Here is a 25,234-nt window from a genome sequence, read left to right on the forward strand (position 1 = left end):
TTCCTTGTCGGGTAAGTTCCGACCTGCACGAATGGCGTAACGACTTCCCCACTGTCTCAACCACAGGCCCGGCGAAATTGCAGTACGAGTAAAGATGCTCGTTACGCGCGGCAGGACGGAAAGACCCCGGGACCTTTACTATAGCTTGACATTGGTATCCGAATTTAATTGTGTAGGATAGGTGGGAGCCGGTGAAGCTCGGACGCCAGTTCGGGTGGAGGCATTGTTGAAATACCACTCTGTTGGGTTTGGGTATCTAACTTGCGGCCCTGATCGGGTCGAGGGACAGTGTCTGGTGGGTAGTTTAACTGGGGCGGTTGCCTCCTAAAGGGTAACGGAGGCGCCCAAAGGTTCCCTCAGCCTGGTTGGCAATCAGGTGTTGAGTGTAAGTGCACAAGGGAGCTTGACTGTGAGACTGACGGGTCGAGCAGGGACGAAAGTCGGGACTAGTGATCCGGCACTTGCGTGTGGAAGCGGTGTCGCTCAACGGATAAAAGGTACCCCGGGGATAACAGGCTGATCTTCCCCAAGAGTCCATATCGACGGGATGGTTTGGCACCTCGATGTCGGCTCGTCGCATCCTGGGGCTGTAGCAGGTCCCAAGGGTTGGGCTGTTCGCCCATTAAAGCGGTACGCGAGCTGGGTTTAGAACGTCGTGAGACAGTTCGGTCCCTATCCGCCGTGCGCGTTGGATACTTGAGAAGGGCTGTCCCTAGTACGAGAGGACCGGGACGGACGAACCTCTGGTGTGCCAGTTGTTCCGCCAGGAGCATGGCTGGTTGGCTACGTTCGGAAGGGATAACCGCTGAAAGCATCTAAGCGGGAAGCCTGCTTCGAGATGAGGTATCCCACCACCTTGAGTGGGTAAGGCTCCCAGCTAGACTACTGGGTTGATAGGCCGGAGATGTAAGCACGGTAACGTGTTGAGTTGACCGGTACTAATAGGCCGAGGGCTTAACCACCCTATACATTGCGCTTGCGTCCACTGTGTGATTCACAGCAAACGAACAACCACCCTGAGGGAGAGATCCCGACGGTTGCTGGTTGGTTCTGCTGATTGCTGTTTCGGTGGTCATAGCGGAGGGGAAACGCCCGGTTACATTCCGAACCCGGTAGCTAAGCCCTTCAGCGCCGATGGTACTGCACTCGGGAGGGTGTGGGAGAGTAGGACGCCGCCGGACTCAACGTATGGAAAGGCCCACCCGGGTAACGGGTGGGCCTTTCTGCTTTCCCGGGGTTCGTCGGCTCGTGAAGTCGACCCGTGAAACGGCCGGCCCGCACCGTGATCGGTGCGGGCCGGCCGGAGTCGTGAGGATCAGCCGCCCTCGCCGCTCGAGCACTTGACGGTGACGGGAATCGACGTCGTGTAGTAGCTCGTCGAGACGAGGATCGTCGCCACACCGATGCGTCCACCCGCGGGGACCCCGATGTTGTGCAGATCGATGGTGCCCGCGCCGGCGCTGGTGGTCGTCACCTTGGCCGCCGTCTGCATGAAGCCGGTGCCCCACAGCGTGTACTGCGTCGAGGCGGTCCCCTTGGCGATGGTGACCCGGACGTGGGCGCCGAAGTCGTCGCAGTAGTTGCCGTTGTACTGCACGGCCGTGATGGTGCCGATCGGCGTGACGGCACTCTCGGCCTCAGCGGTCTGCGTCCAGCCGACGGTCACGGCCGAGGCCGCACCCAGGACGGCCAGACCGGTGGCGACGCGCTTCTTGACCGACCGATTCGGCACAGTCGTGTCCTGCGTAATGCGCTTGAACACTGATTTTCCCCGTTCTTGCTCTTACCGACGTCGATCTACGACGGCAGCCGACGATATCAACAAATGTCGCTTTGGCGGTGCCCCGGTGACTGGTGTGACGAAGTCTCCCGTCGATGTCCGGCCGTCGGGTCGGCTCACCCGCATGAGCAGGCTGCTCGGGGGCGGTATGCTTCCGGAGGGCCGTGACTGGCGCGTTCGGATGGCTGACCATCGGGGAGCGGCTCCGTCGAGATGACGTATGCCGTGCGCCTGGGCCTCTTCGCTTCGTGATAGGGAGGTCCCATGCCTGAGTTGAACGCCGAGTCCGTCGCTTTCCGATCCGCCCTCGATGTGGTGCGTTCGGTGGAGCCCCGCATCGCCGACGCGATCGCGCAGGAGCTCACCGACCAGCGTGAGTCGCTGAAGCTGATCGCGAGCGAGAACTATGCTTCCCCGGCGGTCCTGCTCGCCATGGGTAACTGGCTCTCCGACAAGTATGCGGAGGGCACGATCGGCCGGCGGTTCTACGCCGGCTGCCAGAACGTCGACATCGTCGAGTCGGTGGCGGTCGAGCACGCCAAGGCTCTGTTCGGGGCGCCTTACGCGTATGTCCAGCCGCACTCCGGCATCGACGCCAACCTCGTCGCCTACTGGGCCATCCTCGCCGACCGGGTCGAGGTGCCCTACCTGAAGAAGTTCGAGAAGCGGCAGATCAACGACCTGACCGATGCCGAGTGGGCCGAGTTGCGGCAGGCGTTCGGCAACCAGCGGCTGCTCGGCATGTCGCTGGACGCGGGTGGTCACCTGACCCACGGCTTCCGCCCGAACATCTCCGGCAAGATGTTCGACCAGCGCAGCTACGGGGTGGACCCGGCGACCGGTCAGATCGACTACGCGGCCCTGCGGGAGAGCGCCAAGGAGTTCAAGCCCGCTGTGATCGTGGGCGGCTACTCGGCGTACCCCCGGAAGGTGAACTTCGCGAAGATGCGCGAGATCGCCGACGAGGTGGGCGCGACCTTCATGGTCGACATGGCGCACTTCGCCGGTCTGGTCGCGGGTGGGGTGTTCACCGGCGACTTCAACCCGATCCCGCACGCGCACATCGTCACCACCACCACTCACAAGAGCCTGCGTGGCCCGCGTGGTGGTGCCGTCCTCTGCCAGCCGGAGCTCGCGTCGCAGGTCGACCGGGGCTGCCCGATGGTGCTCGGTGGTCCGCTGCCGCACGTGATGGCGGCCAAGGCGATCGCGTTCGCCGAGGCCCGCCGGCCGGAGTTCTCGACCTACGCCCAGCAGATCGTCACCAACAGCCAGGCGCTGGCCGAGGGTCTGCTGAAGCGGGGCGTGCAGCTCGTCTCCGGGGGCACCGACAACCACCTGGTGCTGCTCGACGTCCACCCGTTCGGCATCACCGGGCGGCAGGCCGAGCAGGCCCTGCTCGACAGCGGCATCGTGACGAACCGTAACGCGATCCCGAACGACCCGAACGGCGCCTGGTACACCTCCGGCATCCGCGTCGGCACCCCGGCTCTGACCAGCCGCGGTCTGGGCGTCGCCGAGATGGACCAGATCGCCGACCTGATCCACACGGTGCTCGCCGCCACCAGCCCGGCCGAGGGCTCGAAGGCGAAGTTCGACCTGGACCCGGCTCTCGCCGACCGGGTCGGCAAGCAGGCCACCGAGCTGCTGGCGCCGTTCCCGCTCTATCCGTCCGTCGACCTGGGCTGATCGCACAGCCGCAGCAGACCCGGACCCGCCGTCGGCCGTCACTCGGTCGCGGCGGGTTCGTGCTTTCCGGGGCGGGGCGGCAGCCGGTGCAGGGTGACTTCCCGCAGCTCTCCGGCGTCGATGTGGGCGGTCATGTAGGTGTGGTGGGGCTGGCGTCGCCGGTCGGTGGGTGATCCGGGGTTGAGCAGGCGCAGCCCGGTGCCGGCGGTGGTGTCCCAGGGGATGTGGGAGTGACCGAAGACGAGCACGTCGGTGTCGGGGAACATGGCCGCGCACCGCTGCTCCCGGCCGGTCGCCTGACCGGTCTCGTGGATCACCGCGAGCCGTACCCCGTCGAGGTCGGCGTGGGCGATCTCGGGCAGACGGGCTCGCAGTCGTGGCCCGTCGTTGTTGCCGTAGCAGGCGATCAGGCGTGCCGCGCGGGCTTCGAGCCGGTCGAGCAGGCCGGGGTCGACCCAGTCGCCGGCGTGGACGGTCACGTCGGCCCGGTCGATCGCCGACCACAGTTCGGCCGGCAGGTCGCGGGCGCGTTTCGGCACGTGCGTGTCACTGATCAGAACAAGCCGCATGGATCCGCTCCTGAATGTCCGTCGGCAGTCTGCCGGGTGGCGCCCGTCGGCGAGGGACACCGCGACCGATCCGTCCTACGTCGTCGACTTCCCCCGCTCCCCGGTTGACAGTCCGATGACCTGAGCGTCTACTCCAAGGCAACGGTCTCTCTCGATGTCTTGGAGGGGGCATGCGCAAGTTCTTCGTGGCCGCGAGTGGTCTATTGCTGGTTCTCGTCGGCGCCGCGTGCAATCGCGGCACCGGCGAGCCCGTCGTCGGGCTGATCACCAAGACCGACACCAATCCCTTCTTCGTGACCATGAAAAAGGGCGCGCAGGGCTCGGCCGCCACCGCCGGTGTCGACCTGCAGACCTTCTCCGGGCGGGTGGACGGTGACAACGAGGCGCAGGTGCTGGCGATCGAGAACCTGATCTCCTTCGGCGCGAGGGGCTTCCTGATCACGCCGAACGACTCCAAGGCGATCGTGCCGGCGATCGACCGGGCGCACGAGGCCGGGATGCTGGTCATCGCCCTGGACACCCCGGTGGAACCGGCCGATGCCGCGGACGCCACCTTCGCCACCGACAACTACCAGGCCGGGCGCCTGATCGGGGAGTGGGCGAAGGCGAAGTTCGCCACCGAGGGTAAAGAGGCTCGGATCGCCATGCTCGACCTCAACGCCAATCAGGTCAGTGTGGACGTCCAGCGTGATCAGGGTTTCCTCGAGGGGTTCGGGGTCGACGTCGCCGACAAGGGGCGGATCGGGGACGAGAGCGACCCGCGGATCGTCGGGCACGACGTCACCGACGGCAACGAGGAGGGCGGCCGGACCGCCATGGAGAACCTCCTTCAGAAGGATCCGTCGATCAACCTGGTCTACACGATCAACGAGCCCGCGGCGGCCGGGGCGTACGAGGCGCTCAAGGCGGCCGGGCGGGAGCGCGAGGTCACCATCGTCTCGGTCGACGGCGGGTGCCCGGGTGTCGACAACGTCGCCGCCGGAGTGATCGGCGCGACGTCGATGCAGTTCCCGATCAAGATGGCCGAGCTGGGCGTCGCCGCGATCGCGGAGTACGCGAAGACCGGCGCCAGACCGCAGAACACCGCCGGGAAGGACTTCGTCGACACCGGCGTGCAACTGATCACCGACCAACCGCAGGCCGGCGTGGAGGCGAAGGACTCCGCGTGGGGCCGGCAGAACTGCTGGGGGTGAGATGACCGCCACCGCTGACTTCGAGGTACGGCGGTCCGACTCGTTCGGGCTGCGACTGCAACACCTGCTGCACGGCAATCCGGTTATCGGTCCGCTCGCCGTGCTGGTCGCGGCGATCGTGGCGTTCTCGATCGTGAACGGCCGGTTCTTCGCCGCGGCCAACCTGTCGCTGGTGTTGTTGCAGGTCACCGTCATCGCGACGCTGGCGCTCGGGCAGACGCTGATCATCCTGACCGCCGGCATCGACCTGTCGGCCGGGGCGATCGCGGTGTTCTCGTCGATCCTGATGGCGATCTTCGCCACCGATGCGGGGGTGCCGGCGCCGCTCGCACTGCTGCTCGGGTTCGCGTGCGGCACGGCGATGGGCGCTCTCAACGGGGCCCTGGTGACCCGCATCAAGCTGCCGCCGTTCATCGTCACGCTCGGCACGCTGACCATCTTCTTCTCGCTGAACGCCGTGGTCAGCGACAGCGAGACGATCCGTGGCGCGGACATGCCGGCCCTGATGACGTGGACCGGGAAGGCGATCCCGATCGGGGACTTCCGGCTCAGCTACGGGTCGATCATCATGCTGCTGCTGTTCGGGTTCTTCGCCTACGCGCTGAGCCGGACGGCGTGGGGCCGGCACGTCTACGCGACCGGGGACGACGTCGAGGCGGCCCGGCTGGCGGGGATCCGAACCGGTCGGGTGCTGTTCTCGGTGTACACCACGGCCGGCCTGCTCTACGCGATCGCCGGGTGGATCCTGATCGGCCGGCTCGCGTCGGCCAGCCCGAACGTGGGCACCGAGTACAACCTGGACTCGATCACCGCGGTCGTGCTCGGCGGGACCAGTCTGTTCGGCGGCCGCGGCGGGGTGATCGGCACCCTGATCGGGGCGCTCATCGTGGGGGTCTTCCGCAACGGCCTGCAACTGGCCGGCGTCGAGGTGGTCTGGCAGGGCTTCGCGATCGGCCTGCTGGTGCTGATCGCGGTCTCGCTCGACCAGTGGATCAGGAAGGTGCGAGGGTGACCACGACTCCGGTTCTTCAAGCCAAAGGCCTGACCAAGAGGTACGGGCGGGTCGTCGCGATCGACGGCAGCGACCTCGAGTTGCTCCCGGGCGAGATCCTCGCGGTGATCGGTGACAACGGGGCCGGCAAGTCGAGCCTGATCAAGGCCCTGTCCGGGGCGCTGCTCCCGGACAGCGGCGAGATCCTGCTGGACGGGCAGCCGGTGCACTTCCGCAACCCGATGGAGGCCCGCGCGGCCGGCATCGAGACCGTCTATCAGACTCTCGCGGTCGCGCCCGGCCTGGACATCGCCGACAACCTGTTCCTCGGCCGGGAGCAGCGCCGGCCCGGCCCGCTCGGGTCGATCTTCCGGATGCTGGATCGCCGGCACATGCGGGAGGAGGCGGCCCGGCACATGAGTGAGCTCGGCGTCGCCACCCTGCAGAACATCGGGCAGCCGGTGGAGTCGCTCTCCGGTGGGCAGCGGCAGGCGGTCGCGGTGGCCCGGGCGGCGGCTTTCGGCAGCAAGGTGGTGATCCTCGACGAGCCGACCGCGGCGCTCGGTGTGAAGGAGGGCAACCGGGTTCTGCAACTGATCCGCGACGTCCGGGACCGGGGTCTGCCGGTGATCCTGATCAGCCACAACATGCCGCACGTCTTCGAGGTCGCGGACCGCATCCACATCCAGCGACTGGGCCGCCGGATCGCGGTGATCACCCCGGGCTCCCACTCGATGTCCGACGCGGTCGCGATCATGACGGGGGCGGCCTCGCCGGACGCCTGACTTTTCCTCAACCGATCCGGGGCGGCGTCGATCTGGGTCGACATGAGGTTACGTCGAGCACGTCCGCGAGTACGGAGTACCTCGCGGCTGTTCGCGACCTTCGCGGCCGCCAGCCTCGTTCCGGTGATCGCCCTGGGCGCCCTCGTGGTGCAGGACTACCGGAGGGACGCGGCCGAGCAGGGCCGTGCGCAAGGGCTGGCGCAGGCCGACGTCATCGCGCAGATGGTGGTCGCACCCGCGTTGAACAGCGGTGAGGCGCACACCTTCGGCGGTGACCTGAGCCGGCGCGGTCTGACCGCCGAGCAGTACGAGCGGATGCGCGAGTCCACCGGCCTGGCCGTCTACCGGGGCTCGGTGCAGCACCTGCGGCTGCGCGGCTTCACCGGCCGGGTGATCTTCTCCGACGACGGCTCGTCCAGCAACGGGGCGCCGATCTCCGACCCGGATTTCCAGGCCGCCGCGGCGGGACACGCCCGATCCAAGGTCATCATCGGGCGGACGCAGACGATCCGGGTGATGCAGCCGCTGTTCGCGGGGGCGACCGGTCAGTCCGTCGGTGTGCTCGAGGTCTATCTGCCGTACCAGTCGATCGCCGACCGCCTGGACCACCAGGTGACCCAGACGCTCCGGCGCATCGGTGGGGGTCTCGCCGCCCTCTATCTGGTGCTGGCCCTGCTGGCCTGGTGGACCACCCGGTCGCTGCGTCGTTATGCCGCCGACCAGCGGCACAACGCCCTGCACGACGCGCTGACCGGGCTGCCGAACCGGGTCGCCTTCCGTAATGCGGCGGACGCCGTTCTGGAGCAGGCCCGTCGCGACGGGGAGCCGGGCGCCGTGGTGCTCGTCGACCTCAACCGGTTCAAGGAGGTCAACGACACCCTCGGCCACCACGCCGGCGACGAGTTGCTGCAGGTGGTGTCCGAGCGTTTCCGGGCCGGGCTGGGCCCGCGGGACATGCTGGCGCGGCTGGGCGGCGACGAGTTCGCCCTGCTCCTGCCGGGCCGCAGCGAGCCGGAGGCGATCGCGCTGCTGGAGGGTGTCCGCGGTCGGCTGGCCGAGGAGATGGTGCTCGACGGCGTGCGGCTGAGCATCGAGGCGAGTTTCGGCATCGCCCTCTACCCGGAGCACGGCGACACTCTGCAGGAGCTGACGCAGCACGCCGATGTGGCGATGTACCAGGGTAAACGTGGTACGGCCGACATCGTCGTCTACTCGGGCGCCGGTGTCGCCCACCCGCATCAGTGGCTCGTGGTGCAGGCCGAGCTGCGGCACGCCCTGGAGCGCGACGAGCTGGTCCTGCACTACCAGCCCAAGGTCGACCTGCCGGACGGGTCGGTGACGGCTCTGGAGGCGCTGGTCCGCTGGCAGCATCCGGAGCGCGGGCTGCTGCCGCCGGGCGCGTTTCTGCCCGCCGCCGAGCACTCCGGCCTGATCGTGCCGCTCACCGAGTGGGTGCTGCGCCGGGCGCTGACCGATCAGTTGGGCTGGACCGCGGCCGGCCGGCCGTGGGCGGTGTCGGTGAACGTGTCGGCCCGCAACCTCGAGGTGGCCGGGTTCCCGGACCTGGTGGCCGAGCTGCTCGCCGAGACCGGCACCTCGCCCGGGCGCCTGGTGCTGGAGGTGACCGAGACCGCTCTGGCCGGTGACGTGGACACGGTGGAACGGGTGCTCGCCCGGGTGTCCGCGCTCGGTGTCGGCCTCTCCGTCGACGACTTCGGCGCCGGGTTCACCAGCCTGTCGCACCTGCGGGGGCAACCGGTCGCGGAGATCAAGATCGACCGAAAGTTCGTCGCGGACGTGATCGACGACCCGCAGAGCCGGGCCATCGTCCGTTCGGTGATCGAGCTGGCGCACGGTCTGGGCAGCCGCGTCACCGCCGAGGGTGTCGAGACGGCCGAGGTCTATCGGTGGCTGATCGACGCGGGTTGCGACGAGGCACAGGGCTACCTGATCGGCCGTCCGGTCCCGTGGCCGCAGGTGGACCCCGGGATGTTCGGACTGCCCGTCGAGATGTCAGAAGCGACCATGATCGAAGGAATGCACCGATGAGTCTCCTACGCCGTGCCGCGGCCACCGCCGGGATCGCGCTCGTCCTCGCGACGGGCGGATGCACCCGGGCCGAGACCGCCGCCGTCCAGGCCGGAGCGGTGGACGAGGTCGGCGCCGTGGCCGTGGACCCCGCGCTGCACGCCAAGCTGCCCGAGGCGGTCCGGACCCGCGGGTTCCTGCGCCTGGTGACCGACGCCAGCTACGCGCCGATGGAGTATTTCGCCGCCGACGGGCGCACCATCATCGGTTTCGAGCCGGATCTCGCCGCCGCGCTGGGCGAGGTGCTCGGCGTCCGGGTCGAGATGGTGGTCGGCGTGTTCAACACGGCGCTGGACGAGGTGTCGGCCGGCACCTACGACGGGGTGCTGTCGTCGATGACGGACACCGCGGACCGGCGCGACCGGGCCGATTTCGTCAACTACTTCTCCACCGGCACGTCGATCCTGGTGCAGCGGGGCAACCCGAAGGGCGTCCGGAGCCTCGACGACCTCTGTGGACACCCGGTGGCGACCGAGAAGGGCACCTTCCAGGAGGAGATGCTCCAGCGGACCGCGAAGAAATGCGGCTCACGCCCGGTGCGCATCGTCAGCCTGCCGACGAACGCCGACGCTCTGGTGGAGCTGCGTCTCGGCCGGGTGGTGGCGGCTCTGCAGGACTACCCGCCGGCCTCCTACCTGACCACCGACGAGCGGACCAGCGCCTTCTTCGAGCTGGCCTCGGATCAGCAGTACGAGCCGGGGCTCTTCGGGATCGCGGTGGACAAGAGCAACGTCGCCCTGCGGGACTGTCTGCGTGACGCCCTGCAGCGGCTCATCGACTCGGGCACCTACGGCGACCTGCTGGCCCGCTGGGAGCTGATCGCGAGCGGAGTCAGCAAGGCGACAGTCAACGGCGCATAGACGGTCATGCCCAACTACACGTACGTGTAGTACGCTACACGCGTGAGTAGTGACAGCGACCTGACCGCACGAGCCCGGATCCGGGACGCCGCGATCGCCCTCTTCACCGAGCGGGGCATCGCGGGCGCCACGATCCGCGACATCGCGCAGGCCGCGGGCGTCTCCTCGGGCCTGCTCCGGCACCATTTCGGGTCCAAGGAGGGGCTGCGCGACGCCTGTGACGAGTGGGCGATGGCACGGATCGCGCAGCTCCAGATGGCGTTCACCGAGTCCGGCGCGATCGGCGGCGCCATCGCCCCCGATGCCATGGCGCTCCAGCAATATCTGGTGCGGTCCCTGATGGACGGATCACCCCGTGGCGCGGCCATGTTCGAGCAGACCCTGCAACACGGCGAGCAGTGGCTGGCCGGCACCGGTCTGGAGACGTCCGACGCGCGCGCCTACGTGGCGGTCCTCGGCGCCATGAAGATGGGCATGTTCCTGATGCGCGACCAGTTGACGGCCGCGCTCGGCGAGGACGTCGGGACGATGCCCGGCTACCTGCGCCTCATCCGGGCGTCCCTGGAGATCTTCTCGCAGCCACTCCTCACCCCTGAGCAGGCCGATGAGGCACTGAAAGCGCTGGATCGGCTCGGAGATTCGTCGTTGGGAGAGAAGGGGTCATGGCGGATGCCATCGATGTCGAAGGACTGATCAAACGGTTCGGGGCGGTCACCGCTCTCGACGGGCTCGACCTGAGGGTCGCGACCGGGGAGGTGCACGGCTTCCTCGGGCCGAACGGGGCCGGCAAGACCACCACGATCCGCGTCCTGCTCGGGTTGATGCGGGCCGACGGCGGCTCGGCGCGGCTGCTCGGCGGCGACCCCTGGGCCGACGCCACGGCACTGCACCGCCGTCTGGCGTATGTGCCGGGCGACGTCACGTTCTGGCCCAGCCTGACCGGTGGCGAGGTGATCGACCTGCTCGGGCGGCTGCGCGGCGGGATCGACCGGAAACGCCGCGACGACCTGGTGGAGCGGTTCGAGCTCGATCCGCGCAAGAAGGGCCGGGCCTACTCCAAGGGCAACCGGCAGAAGGTGGCGCTGGTCGCGGCGCTCGCCTCCGATGTGGAGCTGCTCATCCTCGACGAGCCGACCTCCGGGCTCGACCCGCTGATGGAGGAGGTCTTCCGGGAGGTGATCCTCGAGGAGAAGAGACGCGGCGACCGTACGGTTCTGCTGTCCAGCCACATCCTCTCCGAGGTCGAGGCGCTCTGTGACCGGCTGACCATCATCCGGGCCGGCCGGTCGGTGGAGACCGGCACCCTGGCCGACCTGCGGCACCTGACCCGCACCACGATCCGTGCCGAGCTGACCGGCCCGGTCAACGGGCTCGCCGCCATCGCCGGTGTGCACGACCTGACCACCGAGGACGGACGGGTCGCCTTCGACGTCGACGCCGGCGCTCTCGAGCCGGCGCTCAAGTCGCTCGTCGAGGCCGGCGTGCGCAGTCTGGTCAGCCAGCCGCCGTCACTGGAGGAGCTGTTCCTACGCCACTACACGCGTGACGCGGAGGACGCCCGATGACCGGGACGCTCGACCTGCTCCGGCTGGTGCTGCGCCGCGACCGGGTGGTCATGCCGCTCTGGGTGCTGCTGCTGGGCAGCCTGCCGTATGTCTACGTGACCGGGTTCGACACGCTGTTCGCCACCGCGGCGGAGCGGGTCGACTACGCCGCGATCAGTGCCTCCAACGCCGGGTTCATCGGTCTCTACGGTCCGCTGCACGGTGACAGCCTCGGCGAGCTGACGGTGTGGCGCGGTGGTTTCCTGCCGGTGATGATCGGCCTCGCCGCCCTGCTCACCGTCATCCGGCACACCCGGGCCGACGAGGAGGCCGGCCGGACCGAGCTGATCCGGGCCGGCGTGGTCGGGCGGTTCGCGCCGCTGGCCGCCGCCGTGCTCGCCGCGGTCCTGGCATGCCTGGTGATGGGTGTGATCGTGGCGGTCACCCTGATCGGTCACGGGCTGCCCACCGGTGGCTCGGTGGCGCTCGGCGCGTCCTACGCCGTGAGTGGCTGGCTCTTCGCCGGCGTCGGCGCGGTCGCGGCGCAGATCGCCGACAGCGGCCGCGGCGCCCGGGCGATCGCCGTGCTGGTCCTCGGGGTGTCCTATGTGCTGCGGATGGGCGGGGACATCTCGGCGCTCGGCGGCGGTCGGCTGGACTGGATGTCGTGGCTGTCACCGATCGGCTGGGTGCACCGGGTCTTCCCGTTCGGGGCGGACGACTGGTGGCCGATGGCGCCGGCGGTCGTCACCACGCTGGCCACGGTGGGCGCTTCGGCGTACCTTCTGACCCGCCGTGACCTCGGCGGCGGCCTGCTCGCCGGACGGCTCGGACCGGCCACCGCGGCCGCGTCCCTGCGTTCGCCGATCGCCCTCGCCTGGCGGCTGCATCGCGGCCTGCTCATCGGCTGGACCGCCGGGTTCGCCGCACTGGGCCTGGTCTTCGGCGGGGTGAGCACGAGCGTCGCCCAGCTCGCGGCCGACTCCGACTCGATGAGCAGGATCTTCAGCCGGCTCGGCGGCACCGACTCGATCATGGACGCCTACTTCGCGTCCATCGCGCAGACCTGCGCGTTGATCATCTCCTGCTACGCGGTGCAGGCCGCGCTGCGCATCCGTGACGAGGAGCAGACCGGCCACGCCGAGGCGATGCTGAGCACCGACGTGAGCCGGTGGGCGTGGGGTGCGAGCCACCTGGTCTTCGCCCTGCTCGGACCGGCCGTGGCGCTGCTCGCCGAGGGTGTGGTCGCGGGCCTGGTGCACGGTGACCCGGGCCCGGTGATCGCGTCGGCGCTGGCCCAGCTGCCGGCCGTCTGGGTGCTGGCCGGTGCGGCGACGCTGCTCATCGGCGTGGTGCCGAAACTGGCGGCGGCCGCCTGGGCGGTGGTCGCCGGGGCGCTGGTGATCCTGCTGGTCGGGCCGCTGCTGCAGGTCGACCAGTGGGTGCTCGACCTGTCCCCGTTCACCCATGTCCCGCATCTGCCGGGGGCGAGCTTCACGGCCGTACCCCTGCTGGTGTTGACCTCGATCGCGGCCGTTCTCGCCGGCGCCGGACTGTTCGCCCTGCGCCGCCGCGACCTCCCCGTGTAGCAATCCGGTGCGGCCTGGCCGAAAGGTCAGGTCGTTGCCGGAACACCCGACTGATGTGGCCGTGAACCCGAGCGCAACGATCGGCCGGACCAGACCACGGACGCGGTGGGGCCGCCTGCTGGCCCGCCGGGCCACGGCCCGGTCGGCCGTCGCCGGCACCGCCGTGGGCATCGTGACCCTGGCGCTCTCGGCCGTGCTCGCCGCCAGCGGCACCGCCGAGGCCACCCGCGAGGTCCGCCGGGTCCAGGAGGTGACCCAGGTGCTCAACGACATCGCGGTACGGGTCAACGCCCAGGACGCCGCGCTACGGGAGTACCTGGCGACCGGTGGCACGGAGTACCGCAGCGAGCAGCTGGCCGGGACCCTCGACTCGGCACGTGGCGGCCTCGACTGGCTGCAGGCGCACGACGGGGTCGACCGGCTGGAGCTGGACGCGATCCGTGGCGCCTACGCCAACTACAGCCGGATCGTCGTGGAGATCATGACGCAGACCGAGAAGGGCGCGAAGGTGCAGGGCTACGCCGAACTGGCCGCCCTGGCGTTCGCGCCGTTGCGTGACGAGGTGCTCGCCAACGTTCGCCGCAACCAGGAGGCGCTGGCCGGCTACATGGCCGCCGTCGACCGGCAGGCCGCCGTGCTGCAGCGGGTCGCCGAGGTGACCATCCTGATCGTCTCGGTGCTGTTCGCCGTGTGTGGGCTCGTGCTCGTCGGCTACCAGCGCCGGGCCGAGCGGCAGTCGGCGCGCCGGCTGCACGAGGCCACCCACGACTCGCTGACCGGGCTCGGCAACCGGGCAATGCTGCACGACGAGCTGGGCGCGGCGATCCGTCACGGTGACGAGATGGGTGAGCCGTTCAGCCTGCTGCTGCTCGACCTGGACCGGTTCAAGGAGGTCAACGACACTCTCGGCCACCACGCCGGTGACGAGCTGCTGGTCGAGGTGGCCCGGCGGCTCGACCAGGGCTGCCGTGCCGGCGACATCGTGGTACGCCTGGGTGGCGACGAGTTCGCGCTGATCCTGCCGACGATCCCGGATCAGCCGGGGGCGGTCGAGGCGGGCCGCCGCATCCTGGAGTCCCTGCGCCTGCCGATCGAGCTGAGCGGCCTGACCGTCGACATCGACGCCAGCATCGGCGTGGCGATGTACCCTGCCGACGGCGTGGACGCCGCCGAGCTGCTGCAGCACGCGGACGTCGCGATGTACGCGGCCAAGCGCCGCCACGGCGGCGTCACCGGCTACGACACGTCGCTGGACGAGGGCGCCGCCGGCCGGCTGGTCCTGCAGAGCGAGCTCCGCCACGGTATCGAACGCGGCGAGCTGGTCGTCTTCTACCAGCCCAAAGTGGACGTGGCCACCCGGATGCCGTGTGGGGCCGAGGCCCTCGTGCGCTGGCAGCACCCCACCCGCGGCCTGCTCGCGCCGGACGCCTTCATCCCGCTCGCCGAGGAGACCGGGTTGATCGACCTGGTCACCGCGGAGGTGCTGGACCAGGCGCTGGCCCAGATCGGCGACTGGGCGAGGCTCGACCACGAGCTGCCGGTGTCGGTGAACATCCCGGCCCGGTCGCTGTCCGACGACGGCTTCCCGGCGACCGTCGCGGCCGCCCTCGAACGCCACCGGGTACGCCCCGAGCTGCTCACCCTGGAGATCACCGAGAGTGCGGTGATCGCCGACATGATGCGGGCCGGCGAGGTGCTGGGCGAGCTGCGCGAGCAGGGCGTCAACATCTCGATCGACGACTTCGGAACCGGCTACTCCTCGATCGCCCACCTCCGGGACATGCCGCCGCACGAGCTCAAGATCGACCGGAGCTTCGTGATGAAGATGTGCGAGAACAGCCGGGACGAGACCATCGTGCGCGCGGTCGTCGACCTGGCCCGGAACCTGCGTCTGCGGGTCGTGGCCGAGGGCGTCGAGACCGAGTCGGCGTTGCGGGCGCTGGACGAGCTCGGCTGCCACGAGGCGCAGGGCTACCACATCAGCCGCCCCCTGCCGGCCGCCGATCTGACCGCCTGGCTGGCCGGTGCCGGAGCCGGAATGGCGATAAGCGCGGTCTGAGGTTTTCGTCTCGATTACCGTGTGGCTGTGGATCGTCGATCCCTGCTGCTGCTGACGGCCGCCGGCCTGACTGCCGGGTGCGCCCGCCCGACCGGGTCCACCGGCCAGACGGGGCCGGTGGACGTGCAGCTCGCCGAGCCGGTCCAGCGGACCAGCCCGATGGTCGCCGCCGAGCACTACTTCGCCGACCAGGTCACCGCGCTCACCGGCGGCCGGTATCGGGTGACCGTGATGCCGGGCGGTGTGCTCGGCGACGACAACCGGGTGACCGAGATGGTCCGCACCGGCCAGCTCGCCTTCTGCAAGACCCTGGTGACCAACCTCACGGCGTACGACAAGAGGCTCGGCGTGACCGGCCTGCCGTACGCCTTCGACAGCCGCGAGCAGTGCATCCAGAGTCTCGACGGGGAGTTGGGCAAACGCTGCGCCGCCATCCTGGACGAGCACGGCCTCGTGGTGCTCGCCTACTTCTACGGCGGTGACCGCAACATCTACAACCGGGTCCGCCCGATCCACACTCCGGCCGACCTGAAGGGCCTGCGTATCCGGGTGCCGCAGAACATCGTGTCGATCGGCATGATCAATTCGCTGGGAGCGGACGCGGTGCCGATGGCGACCAACGACATCCTGTCGGCGCTTCAGCAGAAGCTCGTCGACGGCGCCGAGAACAGCCTCGTCTTCTATGTGACCGAGCAGCATCTGACGTACGCGTCCCACTTCTCCTGGACCCGTCACCAGCACGCCGTCGACGCCCTGATGGTGAGCAGGAAGTGGCTGGCCGATCAGCCGGCCGCGGTGCGCGACGCGGTCGTCGAGGCCGGCCGGCTCGCCGGGGAGGAGGAGTTGCGGCTGTGGGCCGAGGCCACCGACGAGAAGACCGATCTCGCGACCCGGCAGGGCGGGCGGCTCGACGACGTCGACATCCCGGCGTTCCGGCGGGCGCTGGCCTCGGTGATCCGCGACCAGCGGGGCACCTTCGGCGACCTGGCCACGCTGCTGCCGGACGGTGGTTAGTACTGCCGGTTGGGCAGGACCGCCTTGGCGGCCTCGCGGTCGAACGCGGTCTCGTCCACGACCACCCGGCGGGGGACGGCCTGTCCGGTCTTCACCTTGCCGACCAGCTCCATCAGCTGTGGCCCGAGCAGGGGGTTGCACTCGACGACGTAGTTGAGCCGGCCCTCGGCCAACGCGCTCAGCCCGTCCCGGCTGGCGTCCACGGTGATGATCTTCACGTCCTGGCCGGGACGTTTCCCGGCGGCCTCGATCGCCTTGACCGCCCCGAGGCCCTCGTCGTCGTTGTGGGCGAAGACCACGTCGATGTCGGTGTGCTCCCGGAGGAATCCGGCCATCACCTGCTCGCCGCCGGCCCGCGTGAAGTCGCCGTCCCGTGAGTCGATCACTTGCAGGTCGGTGTCGGCCTTGATCACCTCGGCGAAGCCGGCCCGGCGCTGGTTGGCCGGCGCCGAACCGGTGGTGCCCTCGATCTCGACGATATGGACCGGACCGTTGAAGTCCCGATAGTGCTCGACCAGCCACTCACCTGCCTTGCGGCCCTCGGCGGTGAAGTCGGAGCCCAGCATCGTGACGAACAGCGAGGTGTCGGTGGTGTCCACCATCCGGTCGGTCACGATCACCGGGATGCCGGCGTCCTTGGCCTCCTGCAGCACCTTGTCCCAACCCGACTCCACGACCGGGGAGAAGGCGATGACGTCGACCTTCGCGTCGATGAACGCACGGATGGCGTTGGTCTGGCTGTCCTGCTTCCCGTCGGCGACCCGCAGATCGAGCTGCACGCCCGCGTTCGTGGCCGCGTGCTCGATCGACGTCGTGTTCGCGAGCCGCCAAGCGCTCTCCGCGCCGACCTGCGAGAACCCGAGGCGGATCCCGCCCTGTGCCGGCGCCCGGGGGCCGCTCTCCTCGCCGCCCCCGCACGCCGTCAGCAGACCGGTGATGACCAAGACCAGCAACGTCGACGGTCTGCGCATTTTTTCACCGTATTACGGATGTATCAGTCCTTTGGCCGCTTCGGCAGGACCAACTCCTCGTGATCGAGCTCCCGGTTGAGCACCCGCAGGCTCTCGTCGGCGAGACGGCCGGCGTCGCGCCAGCGCAGCAGTTCCTCGCGCTCGGCGTCGATGACGGCCTGCCGGACCATGAGCGCCGCCTCGTACTGCGGTGACTTCGGCAGGTCGTGCGACTCCACCTGCTCCACCTGCTCCAGCAGGTCCAGCCGGCGCCGGTAGCGGTCCAGCCTGAACTGCAACTGGCGGCGCATCGTCTCGATCGCCTCGTCCTCGACGTGGTCGTGCTGCTCCTCCTGGATGTCGTCGAGCCGGTTCAGCGCGGCCTGGACAGCGGCCGAACGGGCCTCGTTGCGCAGGCGGGCCTTGTCCTTCTGGTTGGCGCGCAGGCCCAGCAGGCGGACCAGCGGCGCGAAGGTGAGGCCCTGGCCGACCAGGGTGACCAGCACGACCACCAGGGCGCAGAAGACCATCAGGTCGTGGTTCGGGACCTTCTCCGGAATGGTGAAGACCGCCGCCAAGGTGATCACGCCGCGGGTGCCGGCCCAGGTCAGGGCGGTCACCTCCCGGCCGGACAGCGGCTCCTCCTTGCTCCGGCCGTCAGGGACGTCCATGTCGTCGTCCTGCTGACCGCCCAGGCGCAGGTGCAGCTGGCGCGGCAGGATCTGGGTGAGAGCCAGCCACAGGGGGCGAACCAGTAGAACCACGCCGAGGGTGATGGCCAGTGCGATGGTGATCTGGCTCCACGAGTAGTTGCGCAGCCCCTCCAGGACCCTCTCGACCTGCATGCCGATCAGCAGGAAGACGGCGCCCTCGAGAATGAAGTCGATCAGGCGCCAGACGGCGGCGGTCTGCAGGCGGCTGGCACCCGTGGTGTAGCGGGGCGTGTCATGGCCGACGATCAGCCCGGCCACCACGACGGCGAGCACGCCGGAGAGGTGGTAATGCTCGGCCAGCGTGAAGGCGCCGAGCGGGGTGATGATCGACAGGGCGTTGGCGCTGAGCGGGTCCTGCCGGAACGGCTTGAGGAACCGCACGATGTAGGCGATGCCGATGCCGATGATCACGCCGCCGACGGCCGACGTGAGGAAGTCCACGACCGTGCCGCCGAACGGGATGTCGCCGCCCTCGTTGTAAGCGGCGATCGCAACGGTGAGCAGGGTCAGCGCGGTCGCGTCGTTGAGCAGTCCCTCGCCCTGGATCAGGGTGATCAGCTTGCCCGGCAGCCCGGCCTTACGGCCGACGGCGAGCGCCGCCACGGGATCCGGCGGGGCGACCGCCGCCCCCAGGGCGATGCCGGTGGCCAGAGTGGCCCCGGTGACCCAGAGCGAGAAGCCGAGCCCGACCAGCAGGGCGGTGATCAGCACCAGCGCCACCGAGAGGCTGATCACCGTCCGGATGTTGCGCCGGATGTCGAGGAGCGAGGAATCCAGTGCCGCGTTGTAGAGCAGGGGCGGCAGGATGAACATCAGAATGACTTCTTCGTTCACCTTCAGGTTGGCGCCCGGCAGATACGAGTAGATGACACCGGCAAGCGTCAGGAGGACAGCAGCGGGAAGGCCGGATTTCTCCGTGATCCAATGGACCACGATGATCACAGCGATCGCTCCCAACGCGTACAGCAGCATCAGCTCGTAGTTCATCTGATCATTGTCGCGGCTGCTTCCTGACCAGCGCGGCGCGGGCTGCGGCCAGAGCGGCCCGGTTCTTCTCGATCACCGGGGTCGCGGACGCGACGATCTTCGCGATCAACGGGTCCTCGCTCACGGCCAGCACCAGCCGGGCGAGCTTGGCGGCCCGCTCATAGCTCGATAGCTGAGTGTCGATGAAGAGTGGGTCGAAACCGGCGGCGTTCGCGGCCCGGTACTGCCCGGCGAGAGCGAGCTGCTCCGAGTTCGGCTCCGCCGGAAGGCGTACGCCGAGAGCATCGGCGGCCTGCTTGACCTGGGCATCGAGCTTCTTGTGGTACGCCGCGATCCGCTTGCCGAGCTTTCGGACGGTCCGGTTCTCGCTCTTGCCCGCGGCCAGCTTGCCGGCCGTGATCTGGGCCAGGTTGCCCTGGTGCACGGCGATGAGGAACTCGGCCTCGGGGCTGACCGGGCGCGCCACCGCGGCGGCGGGGCCGGCGGGGCCGACGGGCGCGGGCCGGGCCGGGGCGGCCATGGCGGGCGCGGCGGTGAAGCCGATCATGGTTGCGATACTCACTGTAAAAATCTTGTGACGGAAAGACATAATCGCAGCATAAACGGGTGAAAAGGGACGCGCCCGGCCATCAGGTGAAGGCCGGGCGCGTCGTGCTGCGGGGTGAATCAGTACCGGTAGTGCTCCGGCTTGTACGGGCCCTCGACGTCCACGCCCAGGTACTCCGCCTGCTTCTTGGTGAGGGTGGTCAGCCGGACGCCGAGCGCGTCCAGGTGCAGCCGGGCCACCTTCTCGTCCAGGTGCTTGGGCAGCACGTAGACCTGCTTCTCGTACGCCTCCGGCTTGGTCCAGAGCTCGATCTGGGCCATCACCTGGTTGGTGAACGAGTTGGACATCACGAAGCTCGGGTGACCGGTCGCGTTGCCCAGGTTCATCAGGCGGCCCTCGGAGAGGACGATCACCGAGTGGCCGTCCGGGAAGCGCCACTCGTGCACCTGCGGCTTGATCTCGACCTTCTCGATGCCCGGGACCTTGGCGAGCCCGGCCATGTCGATCTCGTCGTCGAAGTGGCCGACGTTGCCGACGATCGCGTTGTGCTTCATCGCGGCGAGGTGGTCGGCGGTGATGATGTCGGTGCCGCCGGTGGTGGTGATGAAGATGTCGGCCTCACCGACCACGTCCTCGATCCGGACGACCTGCATGCCGTCCATGGCCGCCTGCAGCGCGCAGATCGGGTCGACCTCGGTGACCACGACGCGGGCGCCCTGGCCACGCAGCGTCTCCGCCGAGCCCTTGCCGACGTCGCCGTAACCGCAGACCACGGCCAGCTTGCCGCCGAGCATCACGTCGGTCGCCCGGTTCAGGCCGTCGACCAGCGAGTGGCGGATGCCGTACTTGTTGTCGAACTTGCTCTTGGTGACCGCGTCGTTGACGTTGATCGCCGGGAAGAGGAGCGTGCCCTCCTTGGCCAGCTTGTAGAGCCGGGCCACACCGGTGGTGGTCTCCTCGGTGACACCCTTGATCTCGGCAGCGATCTTCGTGAAGCGCCGGTTGTCCGAGGCGAGGCTGCCGCGCAGCGTCTCCAGGATGATCGAGTACTCGTGGTTGTCCTCCGCGGTGGTCGCCGGGACGGCGCCCGCGCCCTCGAACTCGACACCCTTGTGCACCAGCAGGGTGGCGTCACCGCCGTCGTCGAGGATCATGTTCGGGCCCTGGCCGTCGCTGAACTCGAACAGGCGCATGGTGGCCCACCAGTACTCCTCCAGCGTCTCGCCCTTCCAGGCGAAGACCGGCACGCCGGCGGGGGCGTCGACCGTCCCGTTCGGGCCGACGACGGTGGCGGCGGCCGCCTCGTCCTGGGTGGAGAAGATGTTGCAGGACACCCAGCGGACCTCGGCGCCGAGCGCGACCAGGGTCTCGATCAGGACGGCGGTCTGCACGGTCATGTGCAGCGAGCCGGCGATCCGGGCGCCACGCAGCGGCTTGCTGTCACCGAACTCGGTGCGCAGCGACATCAGGCCGGGCATCTCGTGCTCGGCGAGACGCAGCTGGTGACGGCCGGCCTCGGCCAGCGACAGGTCGGCGACCGCGAAGTCGAGACCATTGATGGATCGAAGTTTGTCGCTCATGAAAAGAGGGCTCCTCCCTCTCAGGAGGCGCCCTTGCGTCAAGAAGCCCGGCCGAGCGTGGCGGATCCGGTGGATCCGTTGCAGCGCCTCTCGGTGAGGCCGGGATCCACCTTAGCCCGTCAATCGCAAGATCACATCCGATGGAGTGTTCCGTCGGTGTCGCTAATCACATACGTTCCGTCACCGAGCGGTGTCAGATCGTACTGATCGATGGTGGAAATGCCCAGCTCTCCGGTCACTTCGCCGGTTTGGCTGTCGAGCGTGAAGTGCTTCCACCACTCCTCCTCGGTCTTCTCGTCCTCGCCCGCGACCACCACGATCACCGTCGACGCGTCGAGGAAACCGCCGTTGAACTCGATGAACGCGTCACCGGACCCGAGATCGCCGAAAGCCGACAACGGGATCCGGACCAGGGGCGGACCGCCGGGCCGATCGTGCACGGCCGCGTCTTCGCCCTCGTGATCCACCGTCAGGATCCGGCTGCCGTCGGGGGAGAGGTCGAGCGGCACCCGGGCGTCCCACTCGTCGAGGTGGACCACCGGTATGTCCGGGGAGGCGAGGAAGCACTGGGTGCCGTCCTGGCCCTCGCCCACGTCCAGCAGCATCCGCCCGTCCTCGAACGCCAGATGGCTGTCGCCCTGGCCGGCGGTCGGCAGCTCGTGCCGGGCGAGCTCGGCCCCGGTCACCGCGTCCAGCACGATCCACTGGTCCCGGCCGCCGCGGCCGGTCATCACCTGCGGCACGTAGACCCAGAGACGGCGGTCGTCGGCGGAGAAGTCGCAACCGGTCCGGCCGATCGAGGTCGGGTCCCCCGGCGGCAGCGCGACTCGCCACAGCTCGCGCCCCTCGACATCGAGGCAGGTCAGCCACTCGAAGGTGACGTGGATCAGGCGGTCGCGCGAGTGACTCACGCAGTAGCCGTGGTCGTCGTCGGAAAGCTCCAGCGGAACCGTGTGGACGAGGGTGAGCTCGGAGTCGTAGATGTCGACGCCGTGCTCCTGGGGGCGGGAGATCACGCGCACGCGGGCAGCGTAGCGCGGACTCGGACCAGGAGTCCGGCACCGCTCACCCCGATGATCCGCGCCCGATCGTGGACCGAATCGAGCTGCGAAATTGCGAGGACATGCAAGAACTAGGCAGAAAACTGAAATACTTCGACAGGCCATTGTGAGGTAGATCTCCCTGCATCTATCGTCGGCTCACCGTCCTCAACGAGAAGAGCCTTCGATGTCCTCTGCCGTTCGGACCGGCGCTCCACCGCGCTGGCCCGTCCTCCTCCTCGGCGTGCTCCTCGGCGCCACCGCCGTCCCGCACGCCGCCGGCGCCACCGCCCCCGCGGCCGACGGGGTCACCCGCGCCGCCCTCGATCCCGCTCTGGTCGCGGGCCGCGGCGCCCCGGTCGCGTTCCTCGAGCAGGAGGCCGAGCACGCCGACACCACCGGAACCGTGATCGGGCCGGACCGCACCGCCTACACGCTGCCGGCTGAGGCGTCCGGCCGCTCCGCGGTCACCCTCGACCCCGGCGAATGGGTGGAGTTCACCCTGCCCAGGACGGCCAACGCGATCACCGTGCGCTACAGCATCCCGGATGCACCCGGCGGCGGTGGAATCACCGCCCCGCTGTCGGTCACCACCCGGCACGAGTCCCGCACCATGACACTGACCTCGCAGTACTCCTGGCTCTACAACCAGTACCCGTTCACGAACGACCCGGGGGCGGACCTCCTGCACCCGGAGTGGTGGATCACCGAGTGCCAGTGCGTGCCGGCGGCCACCACCCCGGCCCCGGTGATCACCAAGCCGTTCCGGCCGGCCCACTTCTACGACGAGCAGCGGCTGCTCCTCGGGCGCGCGTACCGGGCCGGCGACCGGATCCGGCTCACCGCCCGGACCGTGCCGACCACGATCGACCTGCTCGACTCCGAACTCGTCGGGCTGCCGCGGATCGACCTGACCGGGGTCAACGTGCTGCTCTTCGGCGCCGACCCGACCGGGCGGAGGGACTCCGCGCCGGCCATCGAGCGCGCTGTCGCGTACGCGAAGAGGATCCACCGGAAGGTCTATCTGCCGCCGGGCGTCTTCCAGGTGAACCGGCACATCGTCGTCGACGACGTGACGATCACCGGGGCCGGCAACTGGTACACGATCCTCAAGGGCCGGGAGGTCGCGCTGGCCGAGCCCGCCCCGGACGGCTCGGTGCACACCGGCGTCGGCTTCTACGGGCGGAGCGCGGCCGAGGGCGGCAGCCGCAACGTGCACCTGTCCGATTTCGCGATCCAGGGCGACGTGCGCGAGCGGATCGACACCGACCAGGTCAACGGGGTCGGCGGGGCGATGAGCGACTCGACCATCGACCGCCTGTACATCCAGCACACCAAGGTGGGCCTGTGGTTCGACGGCCCGATGTCGAACACGAGGGTGACGAACAACGTCATCGTCGACCAGATCGCCGACGGTCTGAACTTCCACACCGGTGTCGTGAACTCGGTGGCGCGCGGCAACTTCGTGCGCAACACCGGTGACGACGCGCTGGCCATGTGGGCGGAGAAGACCACGAACAGCGGCAACACCTTCGACCGCAACACGATCCAGTCGCCGACCCTGGCCAACGGCATCGCGATCTACGGCGGCCGGGACACCACGGTCTCGAACAACCTGATCGCCGACCCGGTCCGCGAGGGCAGCGCGCTGCACGCCGGCACCCGGTTCGGCGCCGAGCCGTTCACCGGGTTCCTGCGGTTCACGAACAACACCACGGCCCGGGCCGGCACCTTCGAGCTGAACTGGCGGATCGGGCTCGGCGCGATCTGGCTCTACAGCCTGGAGGGCGGCTTCGACGCGGACGTGCGGGTGACCGGCGACCACTACCTGGACAGCACCTACAACGCGATCATGCTGGTCGCCGAGTGGGGGGTGAAGGATCTCCACTCCATCGACGACATCACATTCAAGGACATCCGAGTCGACGGTACGGGCACCAGCGTCCTGAGTGCACGAGCAGGCGGCTCCGCGTCCTTCGAGAACGTCGACGCCCGCAACGTCGGGGCGGTCGGCGTCAACAACTGCGGCCGGTTCGGCTTCCCGGCGACCGGCTCCGAGTTCGGGCTCACCGACCTCGGCGGCAACGACGGCGGCTGGCTCGCGCCGTACCTGCCTAACGCCATCACGTGTGACGACCGTCCCCCGGTAGTGGCACCCCCGGCTCCCTCGGAATGGTGAACTGAGCCCGGTCATGGCGACCACAGAGTGTCGCCATGACCGCTCCGGGTAATACCGGGTCGAGCGGTTGGTTTCCGGGCACCTACCACAGGTAGCCTGGTCGGCGCTGCGCGGACCGGAAGATGGGAAGTACGTTGAGCCGAACCCTGTTGGTCACCGGTGGTGCCGGATTCGTCGGTGGCGCCTTGATCAGGTCGCTGCTGAACGACTTCCCGGACGCGACGATCGTCTCACTGGACAACTACTTCACCGGTACGCCGGAGAACCACGTGCACGACCCGCGCGTCAGCTACATCGACGGGTCGACCACCGACATCGCGAAGACCTGGGCCGACCGGGGCCTGCCCGGGCCGGAGCTCGTCTTCCACCTCGGTGAGTACTCTCGGATTCCGCAGTCGTTCGAGGACCACGACCTGACCTGGGATTTCAACCTCCTCGGCACCAAAGAGGTGGTCAAGTTCACGGCCGGGCACGGCGCGAAGCTGATCTACGCCGGGTCCAGCTCGAAATTCGGCAACGACGGCGAGGACGAGAACCTCAATCCGTACGCGTGGACCAAGGCCAAGAACATCGAGTACATCAAGAACTACTCGAACTGGTACGGGCTGGACTACGCGATCGCGTACTTCTACAACGTCTACGGTCCCGGCCAGATCACCCAGGGCAAGTACGCCACGGTGATCGGCATCTTCGAGCGGCAGTTCCTGGCCGGTGAGCCGCTGACCGTGGTGTCCCCGGGCACCCAGACCCGCGACTTCACCCACATCGACGACATCGTGCGCGGCCTGGTGCTGGTCGCCCGCGGCGGCACCGGTGACGGCTACCTGCTCGGCACCGGCTGCGAGTGGCCGCTGGCCAAGGTCGCCGAGCTGTTCGGCGGGGAGTTCACGCTCATCCCGGAGCGTCGTGGCGAGCGGGTTCGCGGCCAGGCCGACACCACCAAGGCCAGCGGCCTGGGCTGGCGGCCGGAGAAGCGTCTCGATGAGTACATCGCCGATTTCGTGGCCGCCCACCCGCGTTGACGTGGAGTTCCGGACTCCGAGGAATGATTCGCCAGGGTCTGGGCATCCGGGGGCC

At 68.8% G+C, this 25,234-nt stretch carries 20 protein-coding genes, 2 rRNA genes and 2 riboswitches (1 of these 24 running past the window's edge); of the genes, 15 read left to right on the top strand and 7 right to left on the bottom strand.

What is annotated here, in order from left to right; all coding sequences use genetic code 11:
- Both ACQPZW_RS02295 and rrf read left to right on the top strand, forming a co-directional pair.
- Positions 1 to 962: ribosomal RNA gene (locus ACQPZW_RS02295) — 23S ribosomal RNA — on the top strand; it begins 2,148 nt to the left of the window's first position.
- A 102-nt stretch (positions 963 to 1,064) separates the two neighbouring features.
- Positions 1,065 to 1,181, top strand: a 5S ribosomal RNA gene (rrf, locus tag ACQPZW_RS02300).
- A gap of 134 nt (positions 1,182 to 1,315) precedes the next feature.
- Here rrf and ACQPZW_RS02305 read toward each other — a convergent pair.
- Entirely contained in the window at positions 1,316 to 1,732 is a 417-nt protein-coding gene (locus tag ACQPZW_RS02305; protein ID WP_433793187.1) for a hypothetical protein, read from the bottom strand.
- A gap of 202 nt (positions 1,733 to 1,934) precedes the next feature.
- A riboswitch (ZMP/ZTP riboswitch) is annotated at positions 1,935 to 2,024 on the top strand.
- A gap of 20 nt (positions 2,025 to 2,044) precedes the next feature.
- Here ACQPZW_RS02305 and ACQPZW_RS02310 point away from each other — a divergent pair.
- Positions 2,045 to 3,469, top strand: a complete 1,425-nt coding sequence (locus tag ACQPZW_RS02310; protein WP_433793188.1) for a glycine hydroxymethyltransferase — start codon at positions 2,045 to 2,047, stop codon at positions 3,467 to 3,469.
- A gap of 38 nt (positions 3,470 to 3,507) precedes the next feature.
- On the opposite strand, the gene ACQPZW_RS02315 is transcribed toward ACQPZW_RS02310, so the two are convergent.
- The gene (locus ACQPZW_RS02315; protein ID WP_433793189.1) at positions 3,508 to 4,038 is read right to left on the bottom strand and encodes a metallophosphoesterase family protein; all 531 of its coding nucleotides are present in this window, start codon (positions 4,036 to 4,038) and stop codon (positions 3,508 to 3,510) included.
- A 170-nt stretch (positions 4,039 to 4,208) separates the two neighbouring features.
- On the opposite strand from ACQPZW_RS02315, the gene ACQPZW_RS02320 reads away from it, so the two are divergent.
- The 10 genes from ACQPZW_RS02320 (at position 4,209) to dctP (ending at position 16,161) form a co-directional block, all read left to right on the top strand.
- Positions 4,209 to 5,231 (top strand): substrate-binding domain-containing protein, encoded by a 1,023-nt coding sequence (locus tag ACQPZW_RS02320; protein ID WP_433793190.1) that lies wholly within the window; start codon positions 4,209 to 4,211, stop codon positions 5,229 to 5,231.
- 1 nt (position 5,232) lies between these two features.
- Entirely contained in the window at positions 5,233 to 6,243 is a 1,011-nt protein-coding gene (locus tag ACQPZW_RS02325) for an ABC transporter permease (protein WP_433793191.1), read from the top strand.
- Entirely contained in the window at positions 6,240 to 7,007 is a 768-nt protein-coding gene (locus ACQPZW_RS02330; RefSeq protein ID WP_433793192.1) for an ATP-binding cassette domain-containing protein, read from the top strand. Before ACQPZW_RS02325 ends, ACQPZW_RS02330 begins: the two co-directional genes overlap by 4 nt.
- A 123-nt stretch (positions 7,008 to 7,130) precedes the next feature.
- Positions 7,131 to 9,056 carry a putative bifunctional diguanylate cyclase/phosphodiesterase gene (locus tag ACQPZW_RS02335; RefSeq protein WP_433793193.1) on the top strand — a complete coding sequence of 642 codons (1,926 nt, stop codon included), beginning with the start codon at positions 7,131 to 7,133 and terminating at the stop codon, positions 9,054 to 9,056.
- Complete coding sequence (locus ACQPZW_RS02340; protein WP_433793194.1) at positions 9,053 to 9,955, top strand: ABC transporter substrate-binding protein; 903 nt, start codon at positions 9,053 to 9,055, stop codon at positions 9,953 to 9,955. Before ACQPZW_RS02335 ends, ACQPZW_RS02340 begins: the two co-directional genes overlap by 4 nt.
- Before the next feature lie 42 nt (positions 9,956 to 9,997).
- On the top strand, positions 9,998 to 10,648 hold the full coding sequence (locus ACQPZW_RS02345; RefSeq protein WP_433793195.1) for a TetR family transcriptional regulator: 651 nt from the start codon (positions 9,998 to 10,000) through the stop codon (positions 10,646 to 10,648).
- Entirely contained in the window at positions 10,618 to 11,520 is a 903-nt protein-coding gene (locus ACQPZW_RS02350) for an ABC transporter ATP-binding protein (protein ID WP_433793196.1), read from the top strand. Before ACQPZW_RS02345 ends, ACQPZW_RS02350 begins: the two co-directional genes overlap by 31 nt.
- Positions 11,517 to 13,088, top strand: coding sequence for an ABC transporter permease (locus tag ACQPZW_RS02355; RefSeq protein ID WP_433793197.1), 1,572 nt, complete (start codon positions 11,517 to 11,519; stop codon positions 13,086 to 13,088). The genes ACQPZW_RS02350 and ACQPZW_RS02355 overlap by 4 nt, the downstream gene beginning before the upstream one ends.
- A 61-nt stretch (positions 13,089 to 13,149) precedes the next feature.
- The gene (locus tag ACQPZW_RS02360; protein WP_433793198.1) at positions 13,150 to 15,147 is read left to right on the top strand and encodes a putative bifunctional diguanylate cyclase/phosphodiesterase; all 1,998 of its coding nucleotides are present in this window, start codon (positions 13,150 to 13,152) and stop codon (positions 15,145 to 15,147) included.
- A gap of 27 nt (positions 15,148 to 15,174) precedes the next feature.
- Positions 15,175 to 16,161 (top strand): TRAP transporter substrate-binding protein DctP, encoded by a 987-nt coding sequence (gene dctP, locus ACQPZW_RS02365; protein WP_433793199.1) that lies wholly within the window; start codon positions 15,175 to 15,177, stop codon positions 16,159 to 16,161.
- On the opposite strand, the gene ACQPZW_RS02370 is transcribed toward dctP, so the two are convergent.
- From ACQPZW_RS02370 to ACQPZW_RS02390, 5 genes are all read right to left on the bottom strand, one after another.
- Positions 16,158 to 17,132, bottom strand: a complete 975-nt coding sequence (locus ACQPZW_RS02370) for an ABC transporter substrate-binding protein (RefSeq protein WP_433793200.1) — start codon at positions 17,130 to 17,132, stop codon at positions 16,158 to 16,160. The two genes, dctP and ACQPZW_RS02370, sit on opposite strands and share 4 nt — an antisense overlap.
- 23 nt (positions 17,133 to 17,155) lie before the next feature.
- Positions 17,156 to 18,811: a cation:proton antiporter gene (locus tag ACQPZW_RS02375; protein ID WP_433793201.1), complete on the bottom strand. Its 1,656-nt coding sequence runs from the start codon at positions 18,809 to 18,811 to the stop codon at positions 17,156 to 17,158.
- A gap of 4 nt (positions 18,812 to 18,815) precedes the next feature.
- Complete coding sequence (locus tag ACQPZW_RS02380; protein ID WP_433793202.1) at positions 18,816 to 19,373, bottom strand: DUF4142 domain-containing protein; 558 nt, start codon at positions 19,371 to 19,373, stop codon at positions 18,816 to 18,818.
- A gap of 104 nt (positions 19,374 to 19,477) precedes the next feature.
- Positions 19,478 to 20,938 carry an adenosylhomocysteinase gene (gene ahcY, locus ACQPZW_RS02385; protein ID WP_433793203.1) on the bottom strand — a complete coding sequence of 487 codons (1,461 nt, stop codon included), beginning with the start codon at positions 20,936 to 20,938 and terminating at the stop codon, positions 19,478 to 19,480.
- 18 nt (positions 20,939 to 20,956) lie between these two features.
- Positions 20,957 to 21,036: riboswitch (S-adenosyl-L-homocysteine riboswitch) on the bottom strand.
- Positions 21,037 to 21,069: 33 nt separating this feature from the next.
- Positions 21,070 to 21,960, bottom strand: coding sequence for a hypothetical protein (locus tag ACQPZW_RS02390; protein ID WP_433793204.1), 891 nt, complete (start codon positions 21,958 to 21,960; stop codon positions 21,070 to 21,072).
- A gap of 205 nt (positions 21,961 to 22,165) precedes the next feature.
- Between ACQPZW_RS02390 and ACQPZW_RS02395 the strand changes: the two genes are divergently transcribed.
- Both ACQPZW_RS02395 and ACQPZW_RS02400 read left to right on the top strand, forming a co-directional pair.
- Complete coding sequence (locus ACQPZW_RS02395) at positions 22,166 to 24,157, top strand: glycosyl hydrolase family 28-related protein (protein WP_433793205.1); 1,992 nt, start codon at positions 22,166 to 22,168, stop codon at positions 24,155 to 24,157.
- 134 nt (positions 24,158 to 24,291) lie between these two features.
- The gene (locus tag ACQPZW_RS02400; protein WP_433793206.1) at positions 24,292 to 25,179 is read left to right on the top strand and encodes an NAD-dependent epimerase/dehydratase family protein; all 888 of its coding nucleotides are present in this window, start codon (positions 24,292 to 24,294) and stop codon (positions 25,177 to 25,179) included.
- Positions 25,180 to 25,234 lie beyond the last annotated feature (55 nt).

The organism is Actinoplanes sp. CA-252034 (genome assembly GCF_050956125.1).
Classification (GTDB): Bacteria; Actinomycetota; Actinomycetes; order Mycobacteriales; family Micromonosporaceae; genus Actinoplanes.

Bases quoted from the DNA above. Each gene is read 5' to 3' on its own strand.
- ACQPZW_RS02310 (WP_433793188.1), top strand. From the start codon at position 2,045: ATGCCTGAGTTGAACGCCGAGTCCGTCGCTTTCCGATCCGCCCTCGAT.
- ACQPZW_RS02315 (WP_433793189.1), bottom strand. From the start codon at position 4,038: ATGCGGCTTGTTCTGATCAGTGACACGCACGTGCCGAAACGCGCCCGC.
- ACQPZW_RS02320 (WP_433793190.1), top strand. From the start codon at position 4,209: ATGCGCAAGTTCTTCGTGGCCGCGAGTGGTCTATTGCTGGTTCTCGTC.
- ACQPZW_RS02325 (WP_433793191.1), top strand. From the start codon at position 5,233: ATGACCGCCACCGCTGACTTCGAGGTACGGCGGTCCGACTCGTTCGGG.
- ACQPZW_RS02340 (WP_433793194.1), top strand. From the start codon at position 9,053: ATGAGTCTCCTACGCCGTGCCGCGGCCACCGCCGGGATCGCGCTCGTC.
- ACQPZW_RS02350 (WP_433793196.1), top strand. From the start codon at position 10,618: ATGGCGGATGCCATCGATGTCGAAGGACTGATCAAACGGTTCGGGGCG.
- ACQPZW_RS02355 (WP_433793197.1), top strand. From the start codon at position 11,517: ATGACCGGGACGCTCGACCTGCTCCGGCTGGTGCTGCGCCGCGACCGG.
- ACQPZW_RS02370 (WP_433793200.1), bottom strand. From the start codon at position 17,132: ATGCGCAGACCGTCGACGTTGCTGGTCTTGGTCATCACCGGTCTGCTG.
- ACQPZW_RS02375 (WP_433793201.1), bottom strand. From the start codon at position 18,811: ATGAACTACGAGCTGATGCTGCTGTACGCGTTGGGAGCGATCGCTGTG.
- ahcY (WP_433793203.1), bottom strand. From the start codon at position 20,938: ATGAGCGACAAACTTCGATCCATCAATGGTCTCGACTTCGCGGTCGCC.
- ACQPZW_RS02395 (WP_433793205.1), top strand. From the start codon at position 22,166: ATGTCCTCTGCCGTTCGGACCGGCGCTCCACCGCGCTGGCCCGTCCTC.